This is a genomic window from Negativicoccus succinicivorans (assembly GCF_018372215.1).
Taxonomy (GTDB): domain Bacteria; phylum Bacillota; class Negativicutes; order Veillonellales; family Negativicoccaceae; genus Negativicoccus.
Genome location: NZ_JAHAJN010000007.1, coordinates 37,894 through 64,006, shown reverse-complemented (window position 1 = coordinate 64,006; position 26,113 = coordinate 37,894). Strand labels below are relative to the sequence as shown.

The following is a 26,113-nucleotide window of genomic DNA, read 5'->3' as shown; positions in this document are numbered from 1 at the left end:
GTTATTCCCCTCTCAGCGTTTTTGCTTTTTCAATGGCTTCTTCGATGGTCCCTACCATGTAGAATGCGTTTTCCGGCAGATCGTCGTGACGACCTTCGAGAATTTCTTTGAAGCCGCGAATCGTATCCGCGAGCGCAACGTATTTACCCGGCGAGCCGGTGAATACTTCCGCTACGTGGAACGGTTGACTCAGGAAACGTTGAATTTTACGTGCCCGAGCAACGATCAGGCGGTCTTCGTCGGAAAGTTCTTCCATACCGAGAATGGCGATAATATCCTGCAATTCTTTGTAGCGCTGCAGAATTTCCTGGACGCCGCGAGCGACTTCGTAATGTTCCTGACCGATAATCAACGGATCCAAAATACGGCTGGTAGAATCCAACGGATCCACGGCCGGATAAATACCGAGCTCGGAAATCGCACGGGACAGAACCGTCGTCGCATCCAAGTGCGTAAATACGCCCGCCGGCGCCGGGTCAGTCAAGTCGTCGGCCGGTACATATACGGCCTGAACGGACGTGATCGAACCTTCTTTGGTTGACGTAATACGTTCCTGAAGTTCACCGATATCCGTTGCCAACGTCGGTTGGTAACCAACGGCGGAAGGCATACGGCCCAAGAGTGCGGATACTTCGGAACCGGCCTGAACGAAGCGGAAAATATTATCAATGAATAAGAGTACGTCCTGGTGTTCTTTATCACGGAAATACTCCGCCATTGTCAAACCGGTTAAACCGACACGCATACGTGCTCCCGGCGGTTCGTTCATCTGGCCGTAAACGAGTGCGGCCTTGCTGATAACACCGGATTCTTTCATTTCGTTCCACAAGTCGTTGCCTTCACGTGTACGTTCGCCGACGCCCGAGAAAATCGAGTAGCCGCCGTGTTCGGTCGCAACGTTGTGGATCAATTCCATGATCAATACCGTCTTGCCGACGCCTGCGCCGCCGAACAAACCGATCTTACCGCCTTTTACGTACGGCGCGATCAAGTCGACGACTTTAATGCCGGTTTCCAAAATATCGGTCGACGGGGACTGATCTTCAAATTCCGGAGCCGGTCGATGAATCGGCCAATATTCTTTAGCCTGTACTTCTTCGTCTACTTTGTCGACAGTGCGACCCAAGACGTTAAAAATACGTCCCAAGACACCCTGGCCTACCGGTACCGAAATCGGTGCACCTGTGTCCACCGCTTTCGTGCCGCGGGTCAGACCGTCAGTCGAACTCATCGCAACGCAGCGGACGACGCCGTCGCCCAAGTGTTGCATAACTTCCGCCACAATATCAACGGGCACCTGACCGTTTTCATCTTTGATTTCAATCGCGTTGTAAACGGCCGGCAACTCTTGATCAGCACGGAAGGCAATGTCGACCACGGCACCAATGACCTGGATGACTTTTCCTTCTTGTAAATTGCTCATGAAGAGGGCTCTCCTCCTTAATTCGTTGTCTATTATTCGAGTGCATTCGCGCCACCGACGATTTCCGTAATTTCATTGGTAATCGCCGCTTGCCGCGCCTTGTTGTAGTGCAATGTCAAATCATCGATGAGATCGGACGCGTTGTCCGTCGCGCTCGTCATCGCTGCCATCCGCGCGCCCAATTCACTGGCTGCGGCTTGCAGAAGCGCATTGTAGATGATTACTTCCAAATATTGCGGCAACAGTACGGAAAACACTTCTTTTGCTCCCGGCAAGAATTCGTAATCAAACTCGTCTGCCGGTAAATTTTCGTCCACTTCCGGACGGGCAATCGGAAGTACCGTTTGTGCCATCGGTTTTTGACGCAATGCGGAGTAGAAATGCGTGTAGACGACAATCACTTCATCGACTTCGCCGTCAATAAAACGTTGCGCCATACTATGCGCCAATTCGCGTGCATGATTGTACGTCGGACGGTCCGAGAAACCTTCATACATATCGCGCAGTTCATATCCGCGATGTGCCAGGTATGTTTTCGGGCGGCGACCTACGGTAACGATCTCATACGTTTCCGCAGCCTTGTCATGCACAATACCGGTAAATTCTTTCATCAGGTTCGAGGTGTAACCACCGGCCAGGCCTTTATCCGCACCGATTACAAGGTAAGCGGTACGTTGGACCTCACGTTCTTCCAAAAGCGGACTTTCCAAGCCTTCTTCGGTATTGGCTACAATATGCTGCAGCAATTCCCGAATTTTATCCGCGTACGGACGGGTCCCTAACGCCTTTTCTTCGGCACGACGCAAGCGGGCGGCGGCAACCATCTTCATGGCTTTGGTGATCTGCTGAATGTTGGTTACGCTACGAATCCTACGTTTGATTTCGCGTGTGCTGGCCATTCAATCACCCCGCAACCGTATTACTGTTCCGCGCCGCCTTGAACCGTTCTTTATACTCTGCAATGGCTTGTTTCAGAGCTTCTTCGTTGGATTCTTCCAGTTTTTTCTTCGCGACGATGTCACGGCCGATATCCGCATACGTGGTACGCAGGTAGTTAACCAGACCGTGTTCGAACGGAACGACTTCATCCACTTCGAGATCATCCAGGAAACCCTTAACCGCGGCGAAGATCACCATGACCTGTTCTTCGACCGGGTACGGTGTGTACTGCGGCTGTTTGAGGACTTCCGTCATGCGCTGACCGCGATCAATCTGCGCTTTGGTAGCGGCATCCAAGTCCGAACCGAACTGCGCGAAAGCAGCGAGTTCGCGGAACTGTGCCAAATCCAAACGCAAGGTGCCGGCGACCTGTTTCATCGCCTTAATCTGCGCGGAACCGCCGACACGGGATACCGAAAGGCCGACGTTGACCGCCGGACGAACGCCCGAGTAGAAAAGTTCCGTTTCCAGGAAAATCTGACCGTCGGTAATGGAAATGACGTTAGTCGGAATGTATGCACCGACGTCGCCTGCGAGCGTTTCAATGATCGGCAACGCGGTAATCGAACCGCCGCCCATATCATCGGAAAGTTTCGCCGCGCGTTCCAAGAGACGGGAGTGTAAGTAGAATACGTCGCCCGGATACGCTTCACGTCCCGGCGGACGACGCAGCAAGAGCGACATCGCACGGTACGCTACCGCGTGTTTGGACAAGTCGTCATATACGCACAGTACGGCTTTGCCCTGGTACATAAAGTGTTCCGCCATGGCAACACCCGCGTACGGAGCAATGTACTGCATCGGCGAACCTTCCGATGCGCCGGCGTGCACGACGATCGTGTAATCCATCGCGCCCGCTTCCGTCAGTTTGTCGACAAGACGAGCAACCGTCGAGTTTTTCTGACCGATGGAAACGTAAATACAAATAACATCCTGTCCTTTTTGGTTCAGGATGGTATCAATCGCTACCGCGGTTTTACCGGTACTGCGGTCGCCGATAATCAGCTCACGCTGACCGCGTCCGATCGGAACCATCGAGTCGATGGATTTAATACCGGTCTGTAACGGTTCATTAACCGACTGCCGATCAGCAATACCCGGCGCAGGAAATTCCACACGACGGTGGTCAGCAGCGGGAATATCCCCTTTGCCGTCCAACGGTTGGCCGAGCGCGTTGACAACGCGACCGATCATCGCTTCGCCTACCGGCACCTGCATAACACGACCGGTTCGTTTGACCGTGTCGCCTTCTTTAATCATTTCGTAGTTGCCCAACAATACGGCGCCGACGTTCGACTCTTCCAAGTTGAGCGCCATCCCGTATACGCCGTTCGGCAACTCGAGCAGCTCACCGGCCATACACTTGTCAATCCCATAGATATGTGCGATACCGTCGCCCACTTCCAATACCGAGCCTACTTCATCGACATTGAGGTCTGCTGTGTAATTTTCGATTTGCTGTTTAATCACCGATGTTATTTCATCCGGTTTAATTTTCATATTGCGTTAGTCACCTCAATCCCATGTTTTTCCGATAGTAGGGTCGTCTTCATTTCGTGTAACTGTCGTTTTAAGGACCCGTCAATGCGCCGGTCGCCGATCGTCACGATCATGCCGCCCAAAATCGACGGATCGATCGTTTTTTCCAGATAAATTTCTTTTCCGGTCAATTCGGTCAACTCGCGAATCAAACGGGTTTCTTCTTCGTCAGTCAAGTCCACCGCCAAACGCACCTGCGCTTCGGCAATGTTGCGTTCGACATGCGACAACTCCAGATAGACATCAATAATATCCGGCAGGAGCGCAATTCGGCCGCGGTCAATGACAACACCCAGAAATCGCATGACCATCGGATTCAGATGTTGCGTGAAAATCCGTTCTACGACTTCTTTTTTTGCCTCGCGGGAGATCAACTGATTGCGCAAAAAGCCCGTCAATTCCGGATTTTGCTGCACAATCTCGCCGATTTGTGCGAGTTCCTGCTCAACTTCTTCCAATGTGCCGGTTTCCTTGGCTAAGGCCAAGAGTGCCGCCGCATATTTTTTGGCAAGTGCTCGGTTATTTTTCATCTTACCGACCCACTTGCTTTGTGGCCAACTTTTCGATGCAGTCATTAATCAGCTTACGATTCATATCCGCATCAAGATTTTTGGCAATCAGCCGCTCAGCGATCGCTGTAGCGAGCTCTACCACCTCGGCACGCAAATTCTTTACAAGTTCCTCGCGTTCTTCCGCCAATTGACGGGTAGCGAGCGTTTTTTCCTGTTCGATTTGAGTGCGTACCGTATCCAGTTGCGCTTGGGCTTGTTGTTCCGCTTCTGCAACGGCTTTATTAACGATTTCCTGCGCTTGCGCGCGCGCCGATTCCAGTTGTGCCTGGTATTCCGCATGCAGTGCTTCCGCCTGTTTCCGGGCTTGTTCCGCGCCGCTTAAATCTGCAGCAATCCGAGCTTTACGTGCATCGAGAGTCCGCATCAGCGGACCGAAACCGAATTTTCCTATGATGGCAACGAGAACGAAAAAGTTGAGGATTTGGATAATCAAAGTAAAGTTAAATTCGACCAATGAAATTCCCTCCTCAAAACACTAGATGCCAAATTAGAGCAAGTCAACGAGCGGGTTGGCAAATACCAAAACGAGCGCAATAACCGACGAAATAATTGGAATCGATTCGATCAAGCCGATCGCGATCAGCATGTTAACCATCAAACGTTGTGCCATTTCCGGCTGACGAGCCATGGCTTCCATTGCGGTCGTAGCCGCTTTCGCGTCATTGGATGCCGCCGCAACCGAGGCAACGCAAGCAATCAAAGTTGCACAAAATGCAGAAACAACAAGTACCAAAGCAGTAGATTCCATTATAGTTTCCTCCTAAAATAAAATTCCATTATGTACGTTTTGTACATGCTGAATTAATGGCCGTCCTCACCAATTGCACCGCCCAGGTATGCGGTAACGAGGATCGTAAAAATAAACGCCTGGATTACACCGATGACTAACGAAACACCGATCCATAAGATAGGTACACCGACTGGCGCCAGATAGTTTAAAACTTCCAGCAAAATTTCCCCCGCCAAAATGTTACCGAATAGACGCATTGCCAACGTAATCGGTTTTGCGATTTCTTCGATCAGGTTAATAAGAACGAACGGAGCGAAGGGTTTGAAGAAGTGTGCAAAATACTCTTTTAACCCTTTGTTTTTCACGTACAGTGCGTGCGTCGCCAGGGATGCTGCAATCGCCAGGCCCAATGTCGTATTGACGTCATTCGTGGGCGAGGTAATGAGGTGCGGCGTCGGTAACAACCCGATCTCGTTTCCGATAAAGATAAAGAAAAAGAGCGTTAACAACATATATGCCGCTTTACGATAATCGGGACCGAGAATGGAATGGAACTGATCACTTAAGCCTTCAACGATCATTTCCACTGCGTTTTGCACACCGGACGGTACCATTTCACGACTTCGCGTCGCCAACAATACCAAAATCAGAACCAGTGCTCCGGTCAGCCAGGTCATGTAAATCGTGTCCATGTTAACGGCCATTCCCCAAAGATATTGCACATCATGTGTACCTGTGTGTAGATGCATAGCTTCACCCCCTTCCGCCAGGACATACTCCCCTATTTTTTTATATGCTTGAAGTCGCCCCAAAACGTGACAAAAAAATACACGAGTTGCAACGACAGTAAGCCGCAAACCGTAGCCCCAAAATGGGCTAAATTGGTTTTTAAGACCACCAGCAAAAAGAGGATGGCCACAAAGAAACGCCCTGCCGCGACATTGGTTAAGCTTTTCACCATACCCAGATCATCGCGATCGCATCGCTTAAACGCGATCAATGCAAGGTAAGAAAAATACGCTATATTAAAGGCGCCGCCTACGATCCAGCCGACGGCCCAATCCCCTTTGCCGAACAGGAGAACGAGGACCGCCCCCGCGGCCATCAATGCTCCTTGCCAATGCATACAGGCAAGCAGCCAACGAAAAAGCTCCCGACCGTCCGTCATTTGCGAATCATGTCACGAACTAACGTCAACAAACCTGTCAGCGCACCCGCCACGCCTCCGGCCAGTAAACCGAATGGAGCCGTGCCGACATATTTATCGAGAAGATACCCTAAATACAGGCCGAATAAAATCGTGCAAAGCAGTGTCATACCAGCACCGGTAGCGATGGCTAACGCCCGCTGCCAATTAAATTCCTGTTCTTTCACCGGAGACCTCCTTGCCGTGCACATGAGGTCATAAGAACCTGCACATGCAGTTATTATTCTATCATAATTCATTAGTATTGGCTATAAATTCAGGCGGTTTTTTCGCCGTTTTACCGTAGGCGTACAAAAGCGCCTGTATAATTCTTCCGGCGGCTTTACCGTCGCCGTACGGATTGACGGAATTCGCCATTTGGCGGTACAAATTATCATCGGTTAAAAGACGTTTCGCTTCTCGGTAGACATCTTCTTCCGCCGTGCCGACCAGGCTTACCGTACCGGCCGCCACCGCCTCGGGGCGCTCCGTGGTATCGCGCAACACGAGCACCGGTTTGCCTAAGCCCGGCGCTTCCTCCTGAATGCCGCCGGAATCGGTTAAAATCAGATCGCTTTGCGCCATCAATTGCGCAAACGGTTCGTAATCTAACGGTTCGATCAAATGCACATGCGGCACATCGCCAAGCTCCGCCCGAACGACTTCACGCACCGCCGGATTTTTATGAACAGGAAACACCAGTTCCAAGTTCGGCACATCTTCCAGTATCTGCCGTAACGCGCGATATACGTCGCGCATCGGGGCACCCAAATTTTCGCGCCGATGGGTGGTGACCAAAAGCGTACGCCGTGACGGGTCAAGCTTCATCGGCAGCGTATTCGGATCAAAAGGACGGCCGACCGTCTGCAAAAGCGCGTCGATAACTGTGTTACCCGTCACGAAAATCGATTCTTCCGCGACATTTTCCCGCAGCAGATTCGCTTTCGTTTCCGGCGTCGGCGCAAAATGGTAACGCGCCAACCGCCCGGTCAAGCGACGGTTCATTTCTTCGGGAAACGGCGAGTAAATATCGCCCGTCCGTAAACCAGCTTCCACGTGGCCGACAGGAATCTGCTCATAAAATGCGGCGAGCGCGCCGGCAAAAGTTGTCGTCGTGTCGCCGTGAACCAAGACTACATCAGGACGTTCCTGCTGCAGACACGTCCGTAAGCCGAGCAACGCCCGGCTGGTGACGTCATATAAAGTTTGTCCCGGCGCCATGATATCTAAATCGTAATCCGGCGTAATCGCAAATAACCGCAACACCTGGTCAAGCATTTCGCGATGCTGCGCGGTCACGGTAACGCAAACGGAAAATTCCGGATGCCGTGCGAGCTCGGAAACGACCGGAGCCATCTTGATGGCTTCCGGACGGGTGCCGAAAATTGTCATTACCTTGATTGTCATAAAATGTTCCTCAGTGTTTTTCCGACGCGCACTTGCCGCCTGCAATCATGCCCAAGTAGCGTGCCCACCAAAGTCCCGCCGCCGTTACCACACCGACTACGACGGCACCGAAAACGACATTTAAATGTACCACCAATAAAGCGATCATACCTAGGAACGCGGTAATCGCATACATCAATAAAACCACCTGTTTTTGCGATAAGCCGCTATCGAGCAGACGGTGATGTAAATGCCCGCGGTCCGGCGCGAAAATAGGCACGCCCGAAAGCTTGCGCCGCACGATCGCCAGCGCCGTATCCATAATCGGTAAACCCAGCGCTATGACCGGCACGACCAAAGCGACGGTAGCCGCTGTTTTCATCACGCCCATGATCGATACCGCGGCGAGCGTGTAGCCTAAGAACATACTGCCTGTATCGCCCATGAAAATCTTCGCGGGGTTGAAATTATACTGCAGAAAACCGATCGCCGCGCCCGCCATCGCGACCGTGATCGCCACGCTGTTCCATTGCCCCATTTGGTACGCGATCAACGCTACGGAAACGGCGGCGATTGAGCTTACGCCGGCCGCCAAACCGTCTAAGCCGTCGATCAGGTTCACCATATTGGTGAATCCCACCACCCACAAAATCGTGAGCGGTACGGAAATGAACGCACTTAAATAAATATAATCGCCGAACGGGTTCAATACCCAATCGACGCGTACACCGCACGCTACCAACACAACCGCCGCCAAAATCTGACCGAGCAGTTTTACCTTGGCGGGAATCTGACAAATATCATCCCATACGCCGACCGCAATGATCACGGCCGACCCCATCAGTAAACCGATCACTTCGGTCGATAACGGCAAGCTGTACAGCACCGATGCCAAAAATCCGATATATATTCCTAAACCGCCCAAACGCGGTACGGCTCCATGATGAACCTTGCGCGCATTGGGATTATCCATCGCTCCGACCCGACAGGCCAAACGCTTCACGGCAGGGGTAATGACATAGGTCACGATGAGCGCAATCCCGAACGCAATTGCATACGCCAAGCTCTTCCGCCTCCTCTATTCTCATTCATCTTTATTGTATCATAACGCGCGCCTTAATAACATTAATTTTGTCAAGCACGACTTGACATTTCACATTTCACTGAGAAAATATTTTTATATTTCGCATTCCACAATGATTGTAGTTTTTTGTTTGATTATATATTCCATATCCGCGTTTTCTGTATTCTTGATCGGAATGGAAAATCAATTGACAATTATTCCCACTATCCCCTACAATAAATTTCATCATTTTCGTCTGTCAAAACGTACAGACAAAGCCGAGCGTGACGCGTCATTATTCTGTCTACTGCAATGGATGCGGCAACGCTCCGTGTGAAATTAATTCCAAAGGAGTTTCCCCAATGAACAAACTTACCACTACCCTCTTGGCGGCTCTCGTACTGCTCTCCGCCACTCCCTCCGCATTCGCGCTGGAGGCTCCCGCCAACGATGCCACGCGCATACAACGGGTCATGACCAAAGAAACGCGCACGGAAACGGTGACGCACACCGAAGAGCGCTCCCAAGAAACCCGACACGGTCACTCCGTTCGCGTGCAGCCGCCGGCCGGCAAAGTGCAACTGGGTTTTGACGGCGTAGCCGAAACCGGCTTTGAAAAATGGACCAACGCCGCGATGTCGGTGTTCTCGATCTTCAAAAAATCACCGGCTCAGAAAGCCAAGCAACCGCTTTTACCCGCGCTGAAAGAGCAGGATCTGCCCTATTTTGAAATCTCCAAGATGCACGGGCATAAACGCACCACCGGCGTCACGACAACGGTAACCAAGGAGCAGACAACTACCTATCCGGGACTGCCCATGGATATGAAACCGCAGCAGGAAGATCCGTTCGAACGAATGATCAGAAACTTTGGTCCGGAATCCCTCAGACATTAAATGACAGACGGTAAGCGGAAACCAAACATTTTCACATATTATATTCGCACAATAAAAAAAGACTCGCCGAGCGAGTCTTTTTTTGTGTTTAAAAGCGGTAGTTCAAGCCGACGCCGACGCCTTTACGGTTCATGTCTTCGTCGCGATCCTGGTACGTGTAGTTAACGTCCAAGTCGAAGTTCGGGTTCAGATCATACAAAGCACCGACTTTGTATTCTTTTTCTTCGCTCGAAACTTTCACGCTGGCATAGCCGTCAAACTTTTCGGTCAGGTAGGTCATACCTTCTACGCCCGCGTAGAGTTTGTTGCCGGCTACGTCGTAGTTGCGATTGCCGAGAGTCACATATACGTTATCGTTCAAACGATATTTACCGTACACATCAAATTCATTGCCCATGTTGACGAGGTCGCGATATTCCGCGCCAATCACGACTTTATCGGCGATACCGTGTTCCACGTAGACCGCATGCGAACCATCCTGCGCTCCGTTGTAACCGTAACCTACATTCGTGCCGCCTTCCGGAATATACGTCACCGGCGCTGCCATCGCGGCGCCCGCTACCAAGCATGCACACGCTGTTAAAATAGCTAGTTTACGCATTTCTTTCCCTCCTCCAAGTATCTATCGATTAATTCTATTATAGAGAATATGTTCGCGAATGTACAGTCAAAATTATTTGTTAAAAAATTTAATTCGGTGGTGACACTTGACGTAACATTATGTAAAAGCGCATTATAAATATACTTACTAAATGAAAGGATCGGATATGTCATTTTTAAAAATCGAAACGCTGCGTAGTCGCTCTTTGCGAACCGATTCCACCTTGCTCTTGGAGGGTATTTTGGTCGGTTTGCTGGCGGGCGGTGCAGGTGTCATTTATCGTTTGCTGATCAGCTGGTGCGAAGACAGCGTCAGTTACTTGGCGCAACTGGCCGCCTTGGACTGGTCCCGATTACCGCTGATCCTGATCTCTTTTTGCATCGGCGCCATTGCGCTGGGCGCGATCGTTCGTCGCGAACCGTATGCGGGCGGCAGCGGTATCCCGCAGGTGACCGCGGAAATCACCGGTCGGATTCAGACTTCTCCGCTTTCGGTCTTGCTGCATAAATACTTGGGCGGAACCATCGCCGCTCTTTGCGGCTTATCGCTCGGACGCGAAGGCCCGTCCATTCAGCTCGGAGCGATGTGCGGTAAACTCGTCGCCCGGGGGTTGAAACATAACTATATTCGGGCGCAAAATTTGATGTCATGCGGCGCGGCGGCCGGCCTTTCGGTCGCATTCAGCGCGCCGGTATCCGGCGTGCTGTTTTCACTGGAAGAAATTCATAAAACGATCACGAAGCGCTTGATCATCAGCTGCTTTGCCGCCGCCGTAACGGCGGATGTCGTCAGTCAATACGTATTCGGTCTGACGCCGATCTTCCATTTTCCCGAGATCGGAAAAATGCCGGTCAGCATGTACCCGTGGGTCGTTCTGCTCGGCATTGTTTCAGGTTGCATGGGCACCGTATATTTTTGGGGTCTGCGCGGCTGCTACTATGTGTACGGCAAATTAAATTTATATATTTTATTGCGACCGCTGCCGGCGATTCTCTGCTCGTTCGCGCTGATGCTCTTCTTCCCGATTGTCTTGGGCGGCGGACATCCGATCTTGGGCGAACTGTTAAGTGCGCCGCATGCGCTTTGGTGGTTATTGCTTCTCTTCGTGGTTAAAACCGTTTTTTCCTTGATTTCGTTTGCCTCCGGCGTACCGGGCGGCATCTTCCTGCCGATTTTAATTCAAGGCGCGATTCTCGGCTGTCTGTTCGGACAAATGGTCGCGCCGGAATACGTCGTGCTCTTCATCGTGCTGGCGATGGCCGGCTATCTGACGGCGGTTGTGCGCAGTCCGCTCACGTCTCTGTTGCTTTTATTTGAAATGACGCAGCGCATCTCCTACTTTTTACCGCTCGCCATTTGCTGTCTCTTGGCGTATTACACGGCGAACGCGCTCGGTACACCGCCGATTTATGAATATCTGTTGCAAAATATTTTACGTAAAGAAAAACCGCGGCCCGATTTCGATACGACGATGATGCAGGCGACCGCCGTTCTTTCCGAACACAGCCCGCTCGCCGGCACGGCTTTGCGCGACATCGCGCTGCCGCCGCACGCGTTAGTCACCTCCATCGATCGCCAAGGCGTGACGGTGGTGCCGCGCGGCGAAACGGAAATCGAGGCTCACGATCGACTGGTCTTCGTCTTGCCGCGTAATCAGATCGGCGCGCTCGAAGCGCTGCTCGATGAAACCACCGAATACGAACAACCGTAGCTTGCTGCGGTTGTTTTTTTGATACGACAAGCTGCCGGTCGCGATATTTACGGTATAATAAAAGCAAAGGAACACGGAGGAGGAATGAACATACCAAAACTGGTAGTACTCAACCACCTGACACCGGAACGTTTGGAACGCTTGCAACGGGTCCGCCCCGATGCCACTGTCGAAGCGTACGCTAAAATGAGCGAGGCGCTACCGCACCTGAAAGATGCCGATGCGGTGGCCTTGTGGGGCTCGATGGATCCGCTTCCCGTGCTGGAAGCCGCGCCGAAACTGCGCTGGCTGCACAGCATGAGCGCCGGGATTGAAAAACTCTTACCGCCGCCCATGCAACAAAACGATATCGTCTTGACGCACACCGCCGCGATTCACGATGCGCCGGTCGCGGAGCGGGCGCTGGCGTTGCTGCTCGCGTTGCGTCACAAATTAAAACACGCCGTCACGGCGCAAGCGGGAAAAAATTGGGATCCGCAGTCATTTACCTCGCTGGAAAACACGAAAGTGTTGATCGCCGGTTTCGGCGGCATCGGTAAAGAAATCGCCAAACGCTGCGCGGCCTTCGGCGCGGAAATCATCGCGGTAAAAAATCATCTTACGGAAGAGGCTTTGGTTGACCGCGTCATCACCAACGATGAATTAATACGTGTCTTGCCGGAGGCCGACGTCGTCATGTGCGCGCTGCCCGGCACACCGGAAACGGAAGGATATTTCGGCGCCAAAGAAATCGCCGCGATGAAAAAAGGCGTTTATTTCATCAATATCGCGCGCGGCACCATCGTTGACGAAGCCGCCTTGATTGAGGCGCTGCAATCGGGTCACGTCGCGGGCGCGGGTCTCGACGTCACCGCACGGGAACCGTTACCGGAAGATTCGCCGCTGTGGACGCTCGACAATGTGATTTTGACTCCGCATACCGCGGCGCGCGTCTACGGCTACATGGACAAAGTTCTGGACCTCTTGGCGGATAATTGGCAACGCTTTTTAAGCGATCAGAAGCTGAAAAATGTCATTGATAAAAAACGCGGGTATTGAAAAACAAAAATTAAGCAATAAAAAAGAACGCGATCGCGTTCTTTTTTATTGCCAATTATTTTACTGTCGTTTCAATCAGCGCCAACACTTCGTCCCGCTTGGTTTGCATCAACTCCCGATCACCGCGCGTTTCCAAATTGAAACGTACCAGCGGTTCGGTATTCGACTGCCGCAAATTGAATCTCCATGTGCCGAAATCCATGCTCAAGCCGTCCAAATGTTTTACTTCCCGCGCCTGATCGCGATACGCTTCTTCGACGACGGCTAACGTTTCCTCCGTTGATTTTACGACACGATTGATCTCGCCGCTGCAAGGGAACTGCGCCTCCATATCAGCAATCAGTTGCGAGAGCGGTCTGCCTGTTTCGCAAATGATCTGCGCGACCAAAAGCCAGGGAATCATGCCGCTGTCACAATAGGAAAAATCACGAAAAAAATGGTGCGCGCTCATTTCCGCTCCGTACAGACCGTCCACGCGCCGCATCGTTTCTTTCATAAAAGCATGACCGCCTTTGGATTCCACCGCGGTGGCGCCGTAACGTTCACAAATCGCCTGCGTGTTCCAGTATAAACGCGGATCATGCACGATGGTCGCGTGCGGATCCTGCGCTAAAAAGTGTTCCGCGAGCAATCCCAAGACATAGTAGCCTTCAACAAAATTACCTTTTTCATCCACTAAAAAGCAACGATCGAAATCGCCGTCCCAGGCCACGCCCAATTGCGCTTTTTCCGCTATGACCGCCCGACTCGTCACCAGCCGATTTTCTTCGATCATCGGATTCGGTACGCCGTGAGGAAAGGTCGCGTCCGCGTCCATGTACAATTCATGCCAGGTAAACGGTAAATGCTCTTTCAAATCGCGAAACGCCAAGTTCGCGCCGCCGTTGCCGGCATTCACCACGATGTGCATGGGCTTCAAATGACTCATATCCACGTACTGCAATAGAGTTTCGATATACTCTTTCTGTACGTCCAGCGCTCGACAGACACCTTTTGCTTCCGGCGTGGCAAAATGACCGGCGAAAACGCGCTCTTCGATTTCTTTTAAGCCGGTATCCGCGCTAATCGGAATACATTCTTCACGCACCAGTTTCAAACCGTTGTAGTTGACCGGATTGTGACTGGCCGTCACCATGACGCCGCCGTCCAAACCGTGACGAAATGTTGCAAAATATACCATCTCGGTGCCGCAGACGCCGATATCATACACATCCACGCCGCCGTCCGTCAAACCGCGCGCCAACGCCTCAGAAAGGCGCGGCGAGCTTTCGCGGATATCCCGCCCGATCGCTACTTTGCGCGCCTTATATTGGTCCGCATACGCGCGGCCGACACGGTAACTTACTTCTTCATCCACTTCCGTCGGCACGATGCCGCGAATATCATACGCCTTAAAGCCGTTATGACTCTTCTCCAGTGCTTCCATCTACGTATCCTTTCCCTCTAACCGCTCCAGCATCGTTTGGTAACCGTCCGCGCCGTAACGCAACGCGCGTTTGACGCGACTGATCGTTGCGGAGCTCGCCCCCGTAAGCGATTCGATATATTCATATTTTTGACCGCTGTGCAGCAACTGCGCCACCTGCCAGCGCATGCTCAAGTCTCGCAGCTCGGAAACGGTGCACAAATCTTCCAAAAGCGCATACCCTTCCTCGCGCGTTTCAAGTGCCAGCAACGCATCCAGTAGGCTGTCCATTGCCGGGCTGACCAATCTCGGATTTACGCTCATCGTCTTCCCTCCTATATTCTTTATTATAGCACATAGTAAAACAATTGCGTTCGTATCGCAGCGCTATAAACAAGCTGTTCATGCCAGCGTAAGCGAACGTCACACGACTTGTCAAAACGCATTCCCCCACGCAAAAAGAGATTTCTGTATTACAGAATCTCTTTTTGTCACATCCCGTCATATGGTGAGACCATGCGGCAAATACTTCTTTACTGACAACATATCTCATGCGGCCCCGTTCCTTTTATTCGCGTACGCGCAAATACGGGTAATAAAAAAGCAGCCCGAAAGCTGCTTTTCAGATTAAAACAAGGCGCGACAAATAGCAATCACGATCGTTCCCGGGATGCCGAATAAAGCGACGATAATGGCATCCAAAAATGTCCAGGGAAGTTTCATGAGAATCGCATCGATCAGCCAATACAAGAGTCCGCCGGCAATGATATTACCGATAAACGGAGCTAGCGCCCAGCCCAAGACGCGGAAAATTAAAATCGCGATGATCGCGACCACAACAAAAGTAATCAGGGTATTCAATGCTACCATATTACTCTCCTCCTTACATACTTTGACGGTGGGCGACCGCGCCGGCTAAGGTGACGCCGTCCACAAAACCGATATCTCCACCCGCCGGTAGGCCGCGCGCGATGCGCGTGACCTTGATGCCGATGGGTTTGACCAAGCCCGCTATATAGAGAGCCGTCGCTTCCCCCTCCGCGTCCGGATCGGTGGCCATGATGATCTCCTGCACCGTGTCGTCTCGCAAACGTTCCAAAAGTTCGCGAATATGGAGCTGTTCCGGCTGAATGCCGTCCAAAGGCGAAAGCGCGCCATGCAATACGTGGTACACGCCGTGATATTCATGGCAGCGTTCCATGGCTTGCACATCGGTGGGAGATTCAACCACGCAAATCACACTGTGATCGCGCCGCGGATCGGCGCAAAACTCACAGGGGTCCTGGGTGGACAGATTGCCGCACACGGAGCAGTACTTGGTCTGCGCTTTCGCGGTCGTGATGGCCTCAATAAACGCATCCACCGACTCCTGCGGCTCTTCCAGAATAAAATACGCCAAGCGGCGGGCGGTTTTCACGCCGACGCCGGGCAGGCGACGAAATTGTTCCGTCAGCCGCTCTAACGGTTCGTTCATTAAAACATTCCCGGAGGAAGACCCATCCCGCCGGTAATTCGGTTGACTTCCTGCGAAGCCATGTCGTCAATTTTACGTCCCGCTTCATTGACGGCCGCCGTTACCAAGTCTTCCAGCATTTCGGCGTCCTGCGCTTCCAAGACCGCCGGATCAATTTTTAATTCCGTAATTTGTTTTTCACCGTTCATCACGAGACGGATCGCACCGCCGCCCGCTGTTACTTCGGTTGTTTTGCGTTTCAATTCGTCTTGCATTTTGGCCATGTCGTCCTGCATTTTTTTGACCTTTTTCATCATGCCGGCCATTTGCGCTTTATTACCAAACATTGATTGCCCCTCTTTCACGGTAGATAAATAGTCCAATACGGTTTTATTCTTCCCATACATATATATCACAGTCACCGGCAAACTGCAAGGCGTTCGCGAGCACCGGATCATTTTGATCCGCGGGGTCAATATCCTCCCGGCGGATCTTGCGGTACTCCCCCGGCGATGTCACCGAAGATGCGGAAACCGTTGTTTTTTCAGACGACGGCGCTGCACTTCCTCGTAACGCTTCGGCGCGAGCGCGCGCTTCGTCCGCCTGCGCGCTTTTGGAAAACACCGCTAAAAGCGTCAGTTCCGCGCCGATGAGTTCCTGCAAAATAGCGGTTACCTCCTGTCGGTAATCCGGCCGATTCGCCGCATCGACCAAAAACGTATGGTCGATCGCGATCACGGCATGAGCGCCGGCGATCAAAAGAAGTTTCGCATTGCGGTAGCAGGCAGCCTGCGCCATTTTTTTGCGGGCGAAAAGCGTCTCGACAACGTTTTGCCAAATCCCGTCATATTGCTCGGGAAGCACAAAAAAGTCAACGTTCTCCGTCGCTTTTTCCGGCTTCTTCGCCGAAGGTCGAGCTACCTTTTCTCGATGCTGCGGCGCGGAAGAATTCCACTGCGAAGCGACAGGTTCCGTCGGTAACGGTTTCGCCGGTGCTTTGGGCGGCCCGGCCGTTTTTTTCCGCGGTGACCGCAACGGCATATGTACTGTCTCTGGCGGCGCCGCCGGTTCTTCCTCATCAGCGATGGGAGGCGGCGCCAAGTTCATTTCCCATTCTTCAGCGCTGACCGCCGCGTCTTCATCGTCCGGCAGCGGCGGACTCGGCTCGGCACGCCGCGCTTTCGCCGTGGCGCCGCGTTGCACGGCTTCTTCCAGCGCGGCTACACGTTGCAGCAAGGCCGGTGAAACAACCGCCTCTCTATTTTCCAACGCCGTGATACGCTCTTCCCACTCGGCGGCATTCACTTCCCCGCCGCTGCGGCAAAGCGCCAACAAAGTAAGTTCCGTCGCCATGCGTACGGAGCCGGCAAACCGCGCTTCCCGCAAACCGTCCGCCGTGCGCGTGGCGAGCGTGGCCAAACGGCCGGCAGGTATGGTTTGTGCCATTTTTTGTAAGCGCGAAAGCGCCTTACCGTAGATCGCAAGTTCCGGAAAGTCGGGGTCGATTTGACACAAAAGAGCATCGCGCAGCCATTGCAACAGCTGCTGCAATACAACGGCGGGTTCTTTGCCTGACGCTAAAATTTCCTGAAAAATTTGCAATGCTCGCGCGCTGTCACGCGCTAAAACGGCTTCCGCCAAACCCGTGATTTCTTCCTGATCCGGTAATCCCAAGACCGTAGTCACCACGGCATCCGTAATCGCGCCGCCGGTGCCGGCGCATTGATCCAACAGACTTAGAGCGTCGCGCAAACCGCCTTCCGCGCGTACGGCAATCAACCGCGCCGCGCCTTCGCTCAATTCGATGTCCGAACCCTGCGCCACTTTCAACAGTTGCGCAGTGATCGCAGCCACGGAAATACGCCGAAATTCATAGCGCTGGCAACGTGAAATAATGGTGGCGGGCAAGCGTTCCGGTTCGGTCGTCGCCAAAATAAACACAACATGTTCCGGCGGCTCTTCCAGCGTTTTCAGTAGCGCGTTCGCCGCTTCCTTGGTGAGCATATGCGCTTCATCGATGATATACACTTTGGTCCGCGCAACCGTCGGCAATTGTGCGACGGTATCCCGCAACGCGCGCATCTCGTCAATGCCGCGATTGGACGCCGCGTCAATTTCACTCACATCAAAGGCCGTGCCTTGCGTAATCTCCCGACAACGTTCGCACGCATTGCACGGTTCCGCCGTGGGTCCGTGAATACAGTTGAGCGCTTTGGCTAAAATTTTCGCCATACTCGTCTTGCCCGTGCCGCGCGGACCGGAAAACAAATATGCATGCGCCACTTTACCGCGGGCTACCGCTTGCGCAAGCGTATGCGCGATCGGATCCTGACCGACGACGTCAGCGAACGTCTGCGGCCGCCATTTACGATACAATGCCAAGTACGCCATGCCTTGCCTCTTTTCTGTACGAAATAAAAAACGCAGCGGAACGCTGCGATATCCGGTTACCGGCAGAAACCGTTTATGACAACCTCCCGAGTTACCTCGTGGCACATGAAAGGATTCGCTTACTGCTGCTTCCTCTCGGACCTGACAGGGTTCACGAACTTCCATTGCACAAGCCCCGAAAGGTTGCCATAAACGACCTCTGCACAGTCGCCGGTTATTTCATTATACAAAAAACGGTACGAAAGCGCAATACTTCCGTACCGTCATTTCTTACGGATGATGCCGCAACGCCGCGGTCACCGCCGCGTCCAGCATGAGCGCGGTCGTTACCGAACCGATACCGCCCGGAACCGGTGTCGCCGCCTGCGCTTTCGCGAGCGCCTCCGGCGCGACATCGCCGACGGTTTTGCCGTCGACGCGATGGATGCCGACATCGACGACAACCGCATCATCACTCACCATGTCCGGCGTCACCATCATCGCTTTGCCGACCGCCGCGACCAAAATATCCGCCGCGCGCGTGAAATGCGGCAAGTCCTGCGTTTTGGAGTGGCAAATGGTCACCGTCGCGTTGGCCGCCAGCAGCAATTGCGCAACCGGTTTGCCGATGACATCGCTGCGACCGATCACCACCGCGTGTTTACCGGCGAGCGGAATTTCATAATGCCGCAGCGTGGCGAGCACCGCCCGCGCGGTCGCCGGCACAAATGCGGTGCGGCCCGTCACAAGCCGACCTACCTGCGTCGGCGTCAAACCGTCGATATCTTTGCCCGGCGCAATCGCTTCGACCAGGGAACTGCGATCCAGTCCCGGCGGCAACGGCATTAAAAGTAAAATACCGTCAATCTGCGGATTCTGATTCAGCGCGTGAATGGTCGCCAAAGCGTCCTCTTGCGTCAGATTTTCCTCGGGCTCGACCCGTTCGACATATAATCCCGCTTGTGCCGCGGACTTCGCTAAAAAGTCGCCGTACATCTGCGCCGCCCGATCCGCGCTGAAACGCACAATGGCCAGTCCCGGAGTAACGCCCTTCGCCGCCAGCATGCGGATTTTTTTCGCTGTAGTTTCCTGCTGCACGGCCGCTACGGGCGCGCCTGTAAGTTCTCGCATGACTCCCCCTCAGAAAAGACCGACAATATTTCCGTCCGCCGTCACGTCGATTTTTTCCGCGGCCGGCTTTTTCGGTAAACCGGGCATCGTCATGATATTGCCGGTAAGAGCGACGATAAAGCCTGCGCCGGCACTGATTTTAAGTTCGCGTACGTGCAGCGTAAATCCGCTGGGACGTCCCAGTTTGTTCGGATCATCGGAGAATGAATACTGCGTCTTGGCGATGCAGACCGGCAATGCCGCATACCCGCCCGCTTCAATATCGGTCAACGTTTTTTGCGCCGCCGCCTCCAAAACAATATCGTCCGCGCCGTAAATTTCCCTCGCAATGGTACGGATTTTGTCGGGAATGCTCAATTCGCTCGCATACAGCGGCTGAAAATCAGCGGTGCCCTTGGCCATTTCCGCCAGTACGGCTTGCGCAAGTTTCTTGCCGCCTTCTCCACCTTTGGCAAAAACATCGGACAACGCGACGGGTACGCCGCGTTCTTCGCAGTATGTACGAATCGCCGCCATTTCTTCTGCCGTGTCGCTGGCGAACGCATTGATCGCCACAACAGCGGGAACATTATATTTGGCGATATTTTCTAAATGTTTGCCGAGGTTTTCCAGACCCCGCTTAAGCGCGTCGACATCCGGCTCGGTGAGTTCGTTTTTCGCGCGTCCGCCGTGCATTTTGAGCGCGCGCACCGTCGCGACCAATACCGCCGCTTCCGGTTTTAACTTGCCGTAGCGGCATTTAATATCAAAGAATTTTTCCGCGCCCAGATCCGCGCCGAAACCGGCTTCCGTAACAACATAATCCGCCAGGTGCAACGCGGTTTTGGTGGCCACCAGCGAATTGCAACCGTGCGCGATATTCGCAAACGGACCGCCGTGCACCAGCGCCGGCACATGTTCAATCGTCTGCACCAGGTTGGGCGAGATCGCATCCTTCATTAACGCCGTCATCGCACCCTGCGCATGCAGGTCGCCGGCCGTTACCGCGTTACCGTCGTAATCGTAGGCGACGATAATGCGGCTGAACCGTTCTTTCATATCTTTGAGATCCTGCGCGAGACATAAAATCGCCATGACTTCGGACGCGACCGTAATATCAAAGCCGTCTTCACGCGGCACGCCGTTCACTTTGCCGCCCAGACCGACCACGATGTGACGCAATGCCCGATCATTCATATCGACCACGCGTTTCCACACGATCCGACGCGGATCAATGCGCAGCGCATTGCCCTGTTGCAGGTGGTTATCAAGCATCGCCGCCAATAAATTGTGCGCCGCGGTAATGGCGTGCATGTCGCCGGTAAAATGAAGATTGATATCTTCCATCGGCACCACTTGCGAATAGCCGCCGCCGGCGGCGCCGCCTTTGATTCCCATGCACGGCCCGAGCGACGGTTCACGCAACGCCACCATCACTTTTTTACCGAGCTTGGCAAGACCCTGTGCCAAACCGACTGTCGTCGTCGACTTTCCTTCACCGGCAGGGGTCGGAGAAATCGCCGTAACCAAAATCAAATGTCCGTTTTGGGCGCTGTCCAACTTGCGAATTAAATCGTAGCCGATCTTCGCCTTATAGCGTCCGTACGGTGCTAAATATTTTTCGTCAATACCTGCCGCCGCGGCAATTTCCGTAATCGGTTGCAGCTTCGCCGCCTGGGCGATTTCAATATCGCTTCGCATGGAATTGCCTCCTTTATTCCGCCAATTGTACCCGAATCTGTCGGGTATCTTCCAACGTCAATCCGGCGAGCGGAGTTTGCGTGATGACCACGCCATGTCCCTCCGGAACTACGCCGACCTGGGCCTGATTGGCCCATTCCAACACATCGCGCAAACGTCGTCCCGTGAAGTCCGGCACAATAATTTTACCCTCCTCCGTTCGCGTTAACGTCAGCGGCTCAAGCACCGCTGTTTCCGCCGTACCGGTATCCGCCACATCCGTCACATTGGGATGTATGCCGCGATAACGCATGATTTCTCCCATGACCTCGGCAAATACAGGAGCGGCGATCTGTCCTCCATAGTATACGCCCTCCGGATCATCGAGAACAACGAGACATACCGCTTCCGGCTGTTCAATCGGCCCGAAGCCGATAAAGGATGCGATGTAACGCCCATCCAAATAGCCGCCGTGTTCCGTATCCAACTTCTGCGCCGTACCGGTTTTGCCGGCGAGGCGATAGCCGTTGACCTGCGCTTTCACCCCTCCGCCGCCGGAAACCACCTGCTCAAGCATGGGAACCAGCGTGTGATCCACTTCGGGCGTAATCGGTTGTCCGACTTCTTCCGCCTTGCTTGTCCGGTATGTCGTGCCGTCCGGATTGACAATGGATGAAATGATGTGCGGTTTCATCATTTTGCCGCCGTTGGCCAACGCTCCGTACGCCTGCAACATTTGTAACGGCGTGACGGCGATACTTTGCCCGATCGACATGGTCGCGATATCGCTGTCGCGCATGTCGTCGGGGTTGAACAAAATCCCTTCGCCTTCGCCCGGCAGTTCGATGCCCGTCGGTTGACCGAAACCGAACCGTTTCGCATAATCCGTCAGCACGTCACCGCCGGTGCGCAGACCGACCATAGCAAACCCCGTATTGATCGAATATTTGATAATATCGACAAGGCGCACGTCACCGTAGCCTTCGCCGTTCCAGTTTTGAATCGTGTGTCCCGACGCATACACCGCTCCCGTATCATGCAAGACCGTTTCCGGTGTCATCGAACCCGACGCCAACGCCGCCGCCGCGATAATCGGTTTGAACGTGGAACCCGGTTCATACAAGTCCGTTACCGCGCGATTACGAAAATCTTCTTCCGTACCTTCCTCGAACCGGTTAGGATTATACGTCGGACGATTGGCCATCGCCAAAATTTCGCCGGTTCGCGGATCCATCACAATAATCGAGCCGCCGGCCGCACGTGTCGTACCCATGGCGCGATCGAGAGCACGCTCCGCAAAAAATTGAATTTGCGCGTCAATCGTCAAATAGACACTGCGTTCTTCATCGGGAAAAAGTTGGGAAAGCGTCGATTCCAAAATCGGCGTTCCGTAGCGCGACGTAATAATGGTCTGCTGCTTGCTGTCGCCTTTGATTTCCTGATCAAGCACCATCTCTATACCGTCCAAACCTTTGTCATCGATGCCGACGAAACCCAGCACCTGCGCCAGCAAATTGCCGTTCGGATAGTAACGTTTGCTCTCTTCAAGAAAATGCAAACCGGTAATCTTTTGCTGTTCAATCAACGCTTCGACCTGATCGGAAACGTCTTTATCCAGCATCCGCTCCAACCACACGAAACGATTGGTCTGCGCGAGTTTTTCCGCGAGCTTGGCTTCCGGCACGGACAATAGCGGCGCCAATGTCTGCGCCAAGACCTGCGGGTCCCGATTCAGTTCTTGCGGATCCGCGTAAAGCGAAAGCGTGACCGCGCTCACGGCAAGTACTTTACCGTTGCGGTCATAAATCGTACCGCGCGGCGACTGCAACGACCGCACTTCTTCCGCTTGCGCCAAATCGAGTTCCGCAAAGTAAGAGCCGCGCACCACCTGCAGATAAAAAAGCCTGCCGCAGATCAGAATGCCGAACACGGCCAATGCCATAAAGAGAAGCGCGACGCGTATCCGCTCCTGCTTTTTATGTTGCTTGGCTTTACTCCTCACTCGTTCCTTCGTCATGCGCATTCCTTTCCTGCCTCAGTCTGTATCGCTCAGCGGCGAGTCTCAACGCTTCCGGCTCATTGGTCAAATTTCCGTCCTGCACCCGTTGGCGCAAAACTTTCAACAGTGTTGCCGTGTCTTTTCCATAACGTTTCGGTAATGATTGATCGTACCGCAGGTCTCGCGTATGCACCGGCATTGTGGTAAGCTCGGCACGCACCGCGCCGCCGAATGCGCGATGACCGTCGGTAGCGCTGAGCGGCCGACCGCAGCCGATCACATCCGCCGCGCACAGATCATTTAGTTCGTCCATCGCCTCGGTCAGTTCGACCGTGGTACGAAATGCTCCCGAGCGGGCCAATTGGCGCAGCCAACGCCGCACATTCGCGTTCGCCGTGTTGGCGTATTGATGATATTTCATATGATTAGCGACTAAAAACTCGACACGCTTTACCATAGTCGCCGGATATTGCAAACGAGTCAGCGCCGCTTTGGCCATTTCGGCGCTGCGCACATCATGCCCGTAATCGGTAATATCGCCTTTATGAAAGCCGCGGATACCGGGCAAGCCTTTCGCCACGTCATGGAAAAGCGCCGCATAGCGCGCCACCAATGTAGCGGGACTGTGCTCCACAACGACCAGCGTATGCAACCACGCGTCGTAGGCGTGAAAACGTCCCTGCGGCGTTTCGGGCAAATGACTCAATTCCGGTAAAATCGCAACCGTTTTATCGATTCCCTGTTCGCGTACCCGACACGATTGCTCCGCCAATCCCGAGCGAACGAAAAGATCCAAACCGCGGCCGGCATACGGCGCGACCAGCAACCGATCGAGTTCGGTGCGCACGCGCTCCAGCGAAAGTCCCGCGACCCGCGAAAACGCCTGCGGCATCGCCGCGCACAATTCACGCGTCGGGCGAAATCCGAGCTGCGCGATAAAGCGGCAGGCGCGGAACAAGCGCAAGGCGTCTTCCCGAAAACGTTCTTCGGGAACACCGACGGTTTGCAAGCGTTTTTTCTTCAAATCCTTGCGACCGTCATAAGGGTCAATCAATGTGCCGTCGGAACGAAACGCCATGGCGTTGACGGTAAAATCACGCCGCGCCAGGTCATCCGCCAAATGCTTGGCGTAGTACACTTTTTCCGGACGGTGACTGTCCGCTCCGTATTCTTCCCCGCGGAAAGTGGCGACCTCATAGGTTACGCCCGCACATTCGACCAGGGACACGCCGAATGCGCGACCCACCGTTCCGACCACTCGAAACGGCGGGTCGGCAAACACTCGCTCCACTTCGTCCGGAGTGGCGGCCGTCGTGATATCCCAGTCGTGCGGCGCGCGCTCGAGCAATGTATCGCGCACGCATCCGCCCACGGCGTAAGCCTCAAATCCCGCCTGCTCCAATGCCCGCAGTAATACTCGAACCCTTTCGGGTAATGGATAGCGACGGGTAAAAAACGGTATCACTGTTCGCGAATCTTGCGCGCCCACGCTTTGCCCGTAGGCGTTGTCGCAAGCCCCGCTTCGCTGCGTTCACGCAATGATTTGGGCATCATGTGTCCGATCTCCGCCATCGCGCTGATCACTTCATCCGCAGGTATCGCACTTTTCACACCGGCCAACGCCAACTCGATCGCCACCAACGAGTGCACCGCATGAAACGCATTGCGTTTGACGCACGGCACTTCGACCAGGCCGCCGACCGGATCGCAAACCAGCCCCAATACATTTTTCAGTCCCAACGCGACCGCGTTATCCATCTGCTCGGTCGTGCCATTGCATAATTCAATACCGGCCGCACCGGCCATGGCGATGGCCGTTCCGCATTCCGCCTGACAACCGCCGACGGCACCGGCAATCATCGCGTTTTCCGCAATAACGTCACCGACACCCGCGGCCGTGAATAACGCGCGTAAAATGTCATCATCGCTACTACCCAAACGTTCCGCCAACGTCAACACGACCGCCGGCAAAATGCCGCATGAACCCGCAGTCGGGCACGCCACAATGCGGCGCATTTTCGCGTTGGCTTCCGCAATGCCCATGCCGAGCGTCGCCGCGCGCCAGGCATAACCGTTCAAAAAATGCGGGGCCGCATCGCGCATGCGCAAGGCATCCCCACCTGTCAAACCGCTCGGCGAACTGCCGCCGTCACTGATGCCGGTTTGGGCCGACTCGCGAAACGCGGCCAACATATCCTGCATTTTGTGCCGCACCGCCACCAACGGTTGTTCATTGGCCGCCGCCTCCTGCGCCGCGACAAAATCGCCGACACGTTGATCGGCCGCTGTCGCCTGTTCCCATAATTCCCGTAATGAGCTCATGTCGACTCCTTTCCTCACACCGGCGGAAACGTCCGCACAACTTCAATCGCCGGATGCGCCGCGATCTCCGCCAGCGTCGCGTTGGCGACCGGTGTATCCGTTTCAATAAACATCATCGCCAGGCGTTTGCGTTCCTGTCGAAACAGGCGCATCGCCGAAATATTAATATCCTGGAGTGCTAAAATTTGCGAAACAAAGGCCACGATGCCCGGTCGATCGTTATGCCGCGTCAAAAGCGTGTGACTGGAGCCGTCCAAATCGACCGAGTAGCCGTCAAACTCACGCATGCGAATCCGGCCGCCGCCGGTGGATACGCCCATCAATTCGCGTACTTTCCCGCTGCCACCGGTCAAACGAAAGCGCACCGTATTCGGGTGTTCCGTTTCCGCCGCAGAGGCCGCAATCGTCACCTGCAGCCCCAGTTCGGGGGCCATCGTCAACGCATCGCGCAAGCGCGGGTCATCCGGCGCCCAATCCAAGAGTCCGGCCACACAGGCGCGGTCCGTCCCGTGTCCTCGATACGTTTGCGCAAACGAACCGTAGAAAGTAATCTCCGCCTTGATCGGCGATTCGCCCAATAAGTATCGAGCCAAGCGTCCTAAACGCGCCGCGCCCGCCGTATGCGAGCTCGACGGCCCGATCATCACCGGACCGATGATGTCAAAAACTCCCACCCCGGTACCTCCGTTT

The 26,113-nt window shown here is 53.9% G+C and carries 26 protein-coding genes, 1 other RNA gene and 1 pseudogene; 3 read left to right on the top strand and 25 right to left on the bottom strand.

What is annotated here, in order from left to right; genetic code table 11:
- Position 1 precedes the first annotated feature (1 nt).
- The 11 genes from atpD to KIB08_RS04955 form a co-directional block, all read right to left on the bottom strand.
- Positions 2–1,423 carry a F0F1 ATP synthase subunit beta gene (gene atpD, locus KIB08_RS05005; RefSeq protein WP_024049079.1) on the bottom strand — a complete coding sequence of 474 codons (1,422 nt, stop codon included), beginning with the start codon at positions 1,421–1,423 and terminating at the stop codon, positions 2–4.
- 32 nt (positions 1,424–1,455) lie between these two features.
- Positions 1,456–2,322 (bottom strand): ATP synthase F1 subunit gamma, encoded by an 867-nt coding sequence (gene atpG / locus KIB08_RS05000; protein ID WP_303990361.1) that lies wholly within the window; start codon positions 2,320–2,322, stop codon positions 1,456–1,458.
- 4 nt (positions 2,323–2,326) lie between these two features.
- The gene (atpA, locus tag KIB08_RS04995) at positions 2,327–3,862 is read right to left on the bottom strand and encodes a F0F1 ATP synthase subunit alpha (RefSeq protein ID WP_303990358.1); all 1,536 of its coding nucleotides are present in this window, start codon (positions 3,860–3,862) and stop codon (positions 2,327–2,329) included.
- A complete protein-coding gene (locus tag KIB08_RS04990; protein WP_303990355.1) occupies positions 3,859–4,431 on the bottom strand; it encodes a F0F1 ATP synthase subunit delta in 573 nt (190 codons plus the stop codon). Before KIB08_RS04990 ends, atpA begins: the two co-directional genes overlap by 4 nt.
- A gap of 1 nt (position 4,432) precedes the next feature.
- The gene (gene atpF, locus KIB08_RS04985) at positions 4,433–4,927 is read right to left on the bottom strand and encodes a F0F1 ATP synthase subunit B (RefSeq protein WP_303990352.1); all 495 of its coding nucleotides are present in this window, start codon (positions 4,925–4,927) and stop codon (positions 4,433–4,435) included.
- 33 nt (positions 4,928–4,960) lie between these two features.
- On the bottom strand, positions 4,961–5,221 hold the full coding sequence (gene atpE, locus KIB08_RS04980; RefSeq protein ID WP_303990349.1) for an ATP synthase F0 subunit C: 261 nt from the start codon (positions 5,219–5,221) through the stop codon (positions 4,961–4,963).
- A gap of 53 nt (positions 5,222–5,274) precedes the next feature.
- Complete coding sequence (gene atpB, locus KIB08_RS04975) at positions 5,275–5,952, bottom strand: F0F1 ATP synthase subunit A (protein ID WP_303990346.1); 678 nt, start codon at positions 5,950–5,952, stop codon at positions 5,275–5,277.
- Positions 5,953–5,984: 32 nt separating this feature from the next.
- Positions 5,985–6,371 carry an ATP synthase subunit I gene (locus KIB08_RS04970; protein ID WP_303990343.1) on the bottom strand — a complete coding sequence of 129 codons (387 nt, stop codon included), beginning with the start codon at positions 6,369–6,371 and terminating at the stop codon, positions 5,985–5,987.
- Positions 6,368–6,577, bottom strand: coding sequence for an AtpZ/AtpI family protein (locus tag KIB08_RS04965; RefSeq protein WP_303990341.1), 210 nt, complete (start codon positions 6,575–6,577; stop codon positions 6,368–6,370). The genes KIB08_RS04970 and KIB08_RS04965 overlap by 4 nt, the downstream gene beginning before the upstream one ends.
- Before the next feature lie 61 nt (positions 6,578–6,638).
- A complete protein-coding gene (gene wecB / locus KIB08_RS04960; RefSeq protein WP_303990338.1) occupies positions 6,639–7,796 on the bottom strand; it encodes a non-hydrolyzing UDP-N-acetylglucosamine 2-epimerase in 1,158 nt (385 codons plus the stop codon).
- Positions 7,797–7,806: 10 nt separating this feature from the next.
- Positions 7,807–8,838 (bottom strand): glycosyltransferase family 4 protein, encoded by a 1,032-nt coding sequence (locus KIB08_RS04955; RefSeq protein WP_303990336.1) that lies wholly within the window; start codon positions 8,836–8,838, stop codon positions 7,807–7,809.
- A gap of 362 nt (positions 8,839–9,200) precedes the next feature.
- Here KIB08_RS04955 and KIB08_RS04950 point away from each other — a divergent pair, with 362 nt between their 5' ends.
- A complete protein-coding gene (locus KIB08_RS04950; RefSeq protein WP_303990334.1) occupies positions 9,201–9,734 on the top strand; it encodes a hypothetical protein in 534 nt (177 codons plus the stop codon).
- A gap of 88 nt (positions 9,735–9,822) precedes the next feature.
- On the opposite strand, the gene KIB08_RS04945 is transcribed toward KIB08_RS04950, so the two are convergent.
- Positions 9,823–10,335 carry an outer membrane beta-barrel protein gene (locus KIB08_RS04945; RefSeq protein WP_303990331.1) on the bottom strand — a complete coding sequence of 171 codons (513 nt, stop codon included), beginning with the start codon at positions 10,333–10,335 and terminating at the stop codon, positions 9,823–9,825.
- Between the two features lie 166 nt (positions 10,336–10,501).
- On the opposite strand from KIB08_RS04945, the gene KIB08_RS04940 reads away from it, so the two are divergent.
- Complete coding sequence (locus KIB08_RS04940; protein ID WP_303990328.1) at positions 10,502–12,046, top strand: ClC family H(+)/Cl(-) exchange transporter; 1,545 nt, start codon at positions 10,502–10,504, stop codon at positions 12,044–12,046.
- Between the two features lie 84 nt (positions 12,047–12,130).
- Positions 12,131–13,084, top strand: a complete 954-nt coding sequence (locus KIB08_RS04935) for a D-2-hydroxyacid dehydrogenase (RefSeq protein ID WP_303990325.1) — start codon at positions 12,131–12,133, stop codon at positions 13,082–13,084.
- Between the two features lie 55 nt (positions 13,085–13,139).
- Here KIB08_RS04935 and KIB08_RS04930 read toward each other — a convergent pair whose 3' ends face one another.
- The 13 genes and pseudogenes from KIB08_RS04930 to sdaAB all read right to left on the bottom strand — a co-directional run bounded on the left by KIB08_RS04930 (position 13,140) and on the right by sdaAB (position 26,097).
- Complete coding sequence (locus KIB08_RS04930) at positions 13,140–14,510, bottom strand: phosphomannomutase (protein WP_303990322.1); 1,371 nt, start codon at positions 14,508–14,510, stop codon at positions 13,140–13,142.
- Positions 14,511–14,813, bottom strand: a complete 303-nt coding sequence (locus tag KIB08_RS04925) for a YerC/YecD family TrpR-related protein (RefSeq protein WP_303990319.1) — start codon at positions 14,811–14,813, stop codon at positions 14,511–14,513.
- Between the two features lie 303 nt (positions 14,814–15,116).
- Entirely contained in the window at positions 15,117–15,359 is a 243-nt protein-coding gene (locus tag KIB08_RS04920) for an ABC transporter permease (RefSeq protein WP_303990318.1), read from the bottom strand.
- 13 nt (positions 15,360–15,372) lie between these two features.
- Positions 15,373–15,963, bottom strand: coding sequence for a recombination mediator RecR (recR, locus tag KIB08_RS04915; protein WP_075939164.1), 591 nt, complete (start codon positions 15,961–15,963; stop codon positions 15,373–15,375).
- Positions 15,963–16,289: a YbaB/EbfC family nucleoid-associated protein gene (locus tag KIB08_RS04910; RefSeq protein ID WP_303990315.1), complete on the bottom strand. Its 327-nt coding sequence runs from the start codon at positions 16,287–16,289 to the stop codon at positions 15,963–15,965. Before KIB08_RS04910 ends, recR begins: the two co-directional genes overlap by 1 nt.
- Positions 16,290–16,332: 43 nt before the next feature.
- Positions 16,333–18,333: a DNA polymerase III subunit gamma/tau gene (gene dnaX, locus KIB08_RS04905; protein ID WP_303990313.1), complete on the bottom strand. Its 2,001-nt coding sequence runs from the start codon at positions 18,331–18,333 to the stop codon at positions 16,333–16,335.
- A gap of 41 nt (positions 18,334–18,374) precedes the next feature.
- An RNA gene (gene ffs, locus KIB08_RS04900) (signal recognition particle sRNA large type) lies at positions 18,375–18,623 on the bottom strand.
- A 49-nt stretch (positions 18,624–18,672) separates the two neighbouring features.
- Positions 18,673–19,443: pseudogene (locus tag KIB08_RS04895) on the bottom strand (bifunctional 5,10-methylenetetrahydrofolate dehydrogenase/5,10-methenyltetrahydrofolate cyclohydrolase); the annotation flags it as partial.
- A 9-nt stretch (positions 19,444–19,452) separates the two neighbouring features.
- Positions 19,453–21,123: a formate--tetrahydrofolate ligase gene (locus KIB08_RS04890; protein WP_303990308.1), complete on the bottom strand. Its 1,671-nt coding sequence runs from the start codon at positions 21,121–21,123 to the stop codon at positions 19,453–19,455.
- A 13-nt stretch (positions 21,124–21,136) separates the two neighbouring features.
- Positions 21,137–23,119, bottom strand: coding sequence for a penicillin-binding transpeptidase domain-containing protein (locus KIB08_RS04885; protein WP_303990304.1), 1,983 nt, complete (start codon positions 23,117–23,119; stop codon positions 21,137–21,139).
- Complete coding sequence (locus KIB08_RS04880; RefSeq protein ID WP_438362038.1) at positions 23,094–24,473, bottom strand: CCA tRNA nucleotidyltransferase; 1,380 nt, start codon at positions 24,471–24,473, stop codon at positions 23,094–23,096. Before KIB08_RS04880 ends, KIB08_RS04885 begins: the two co-directional genes overlap by 26 nt.
- Positions 24,474–24,562: 89 nt before the next feature.
- Entirely contained in the window at positions 24,563–25,423 is an 861-nt protein-coding gene (gene sdaAA / locus KIB08_RS04875) for an L-serine ammonia-lyase, iron-sulfur-dependent, subunit alpha (protein ID WP_303990301.1), read from the bottom strand.
- 14 nt (positions 25,424–25,437) lie between these two features.
- Positions 25,438–26,097, bottom strand: a complete 660-nt coding sequence (gene sdaAB / locus KIB08_RS04870; RefSeq protein WP_303990299.1) for an L-serine ammonia-lyase, iron-sulfur-dependent subunit beta — start codon at positions 26,095–26,097, stop codon at positions 25,438–25,440.
- Between the last annotated feature and the right edge of the window lie 16 nt (positions 26,098–26,113).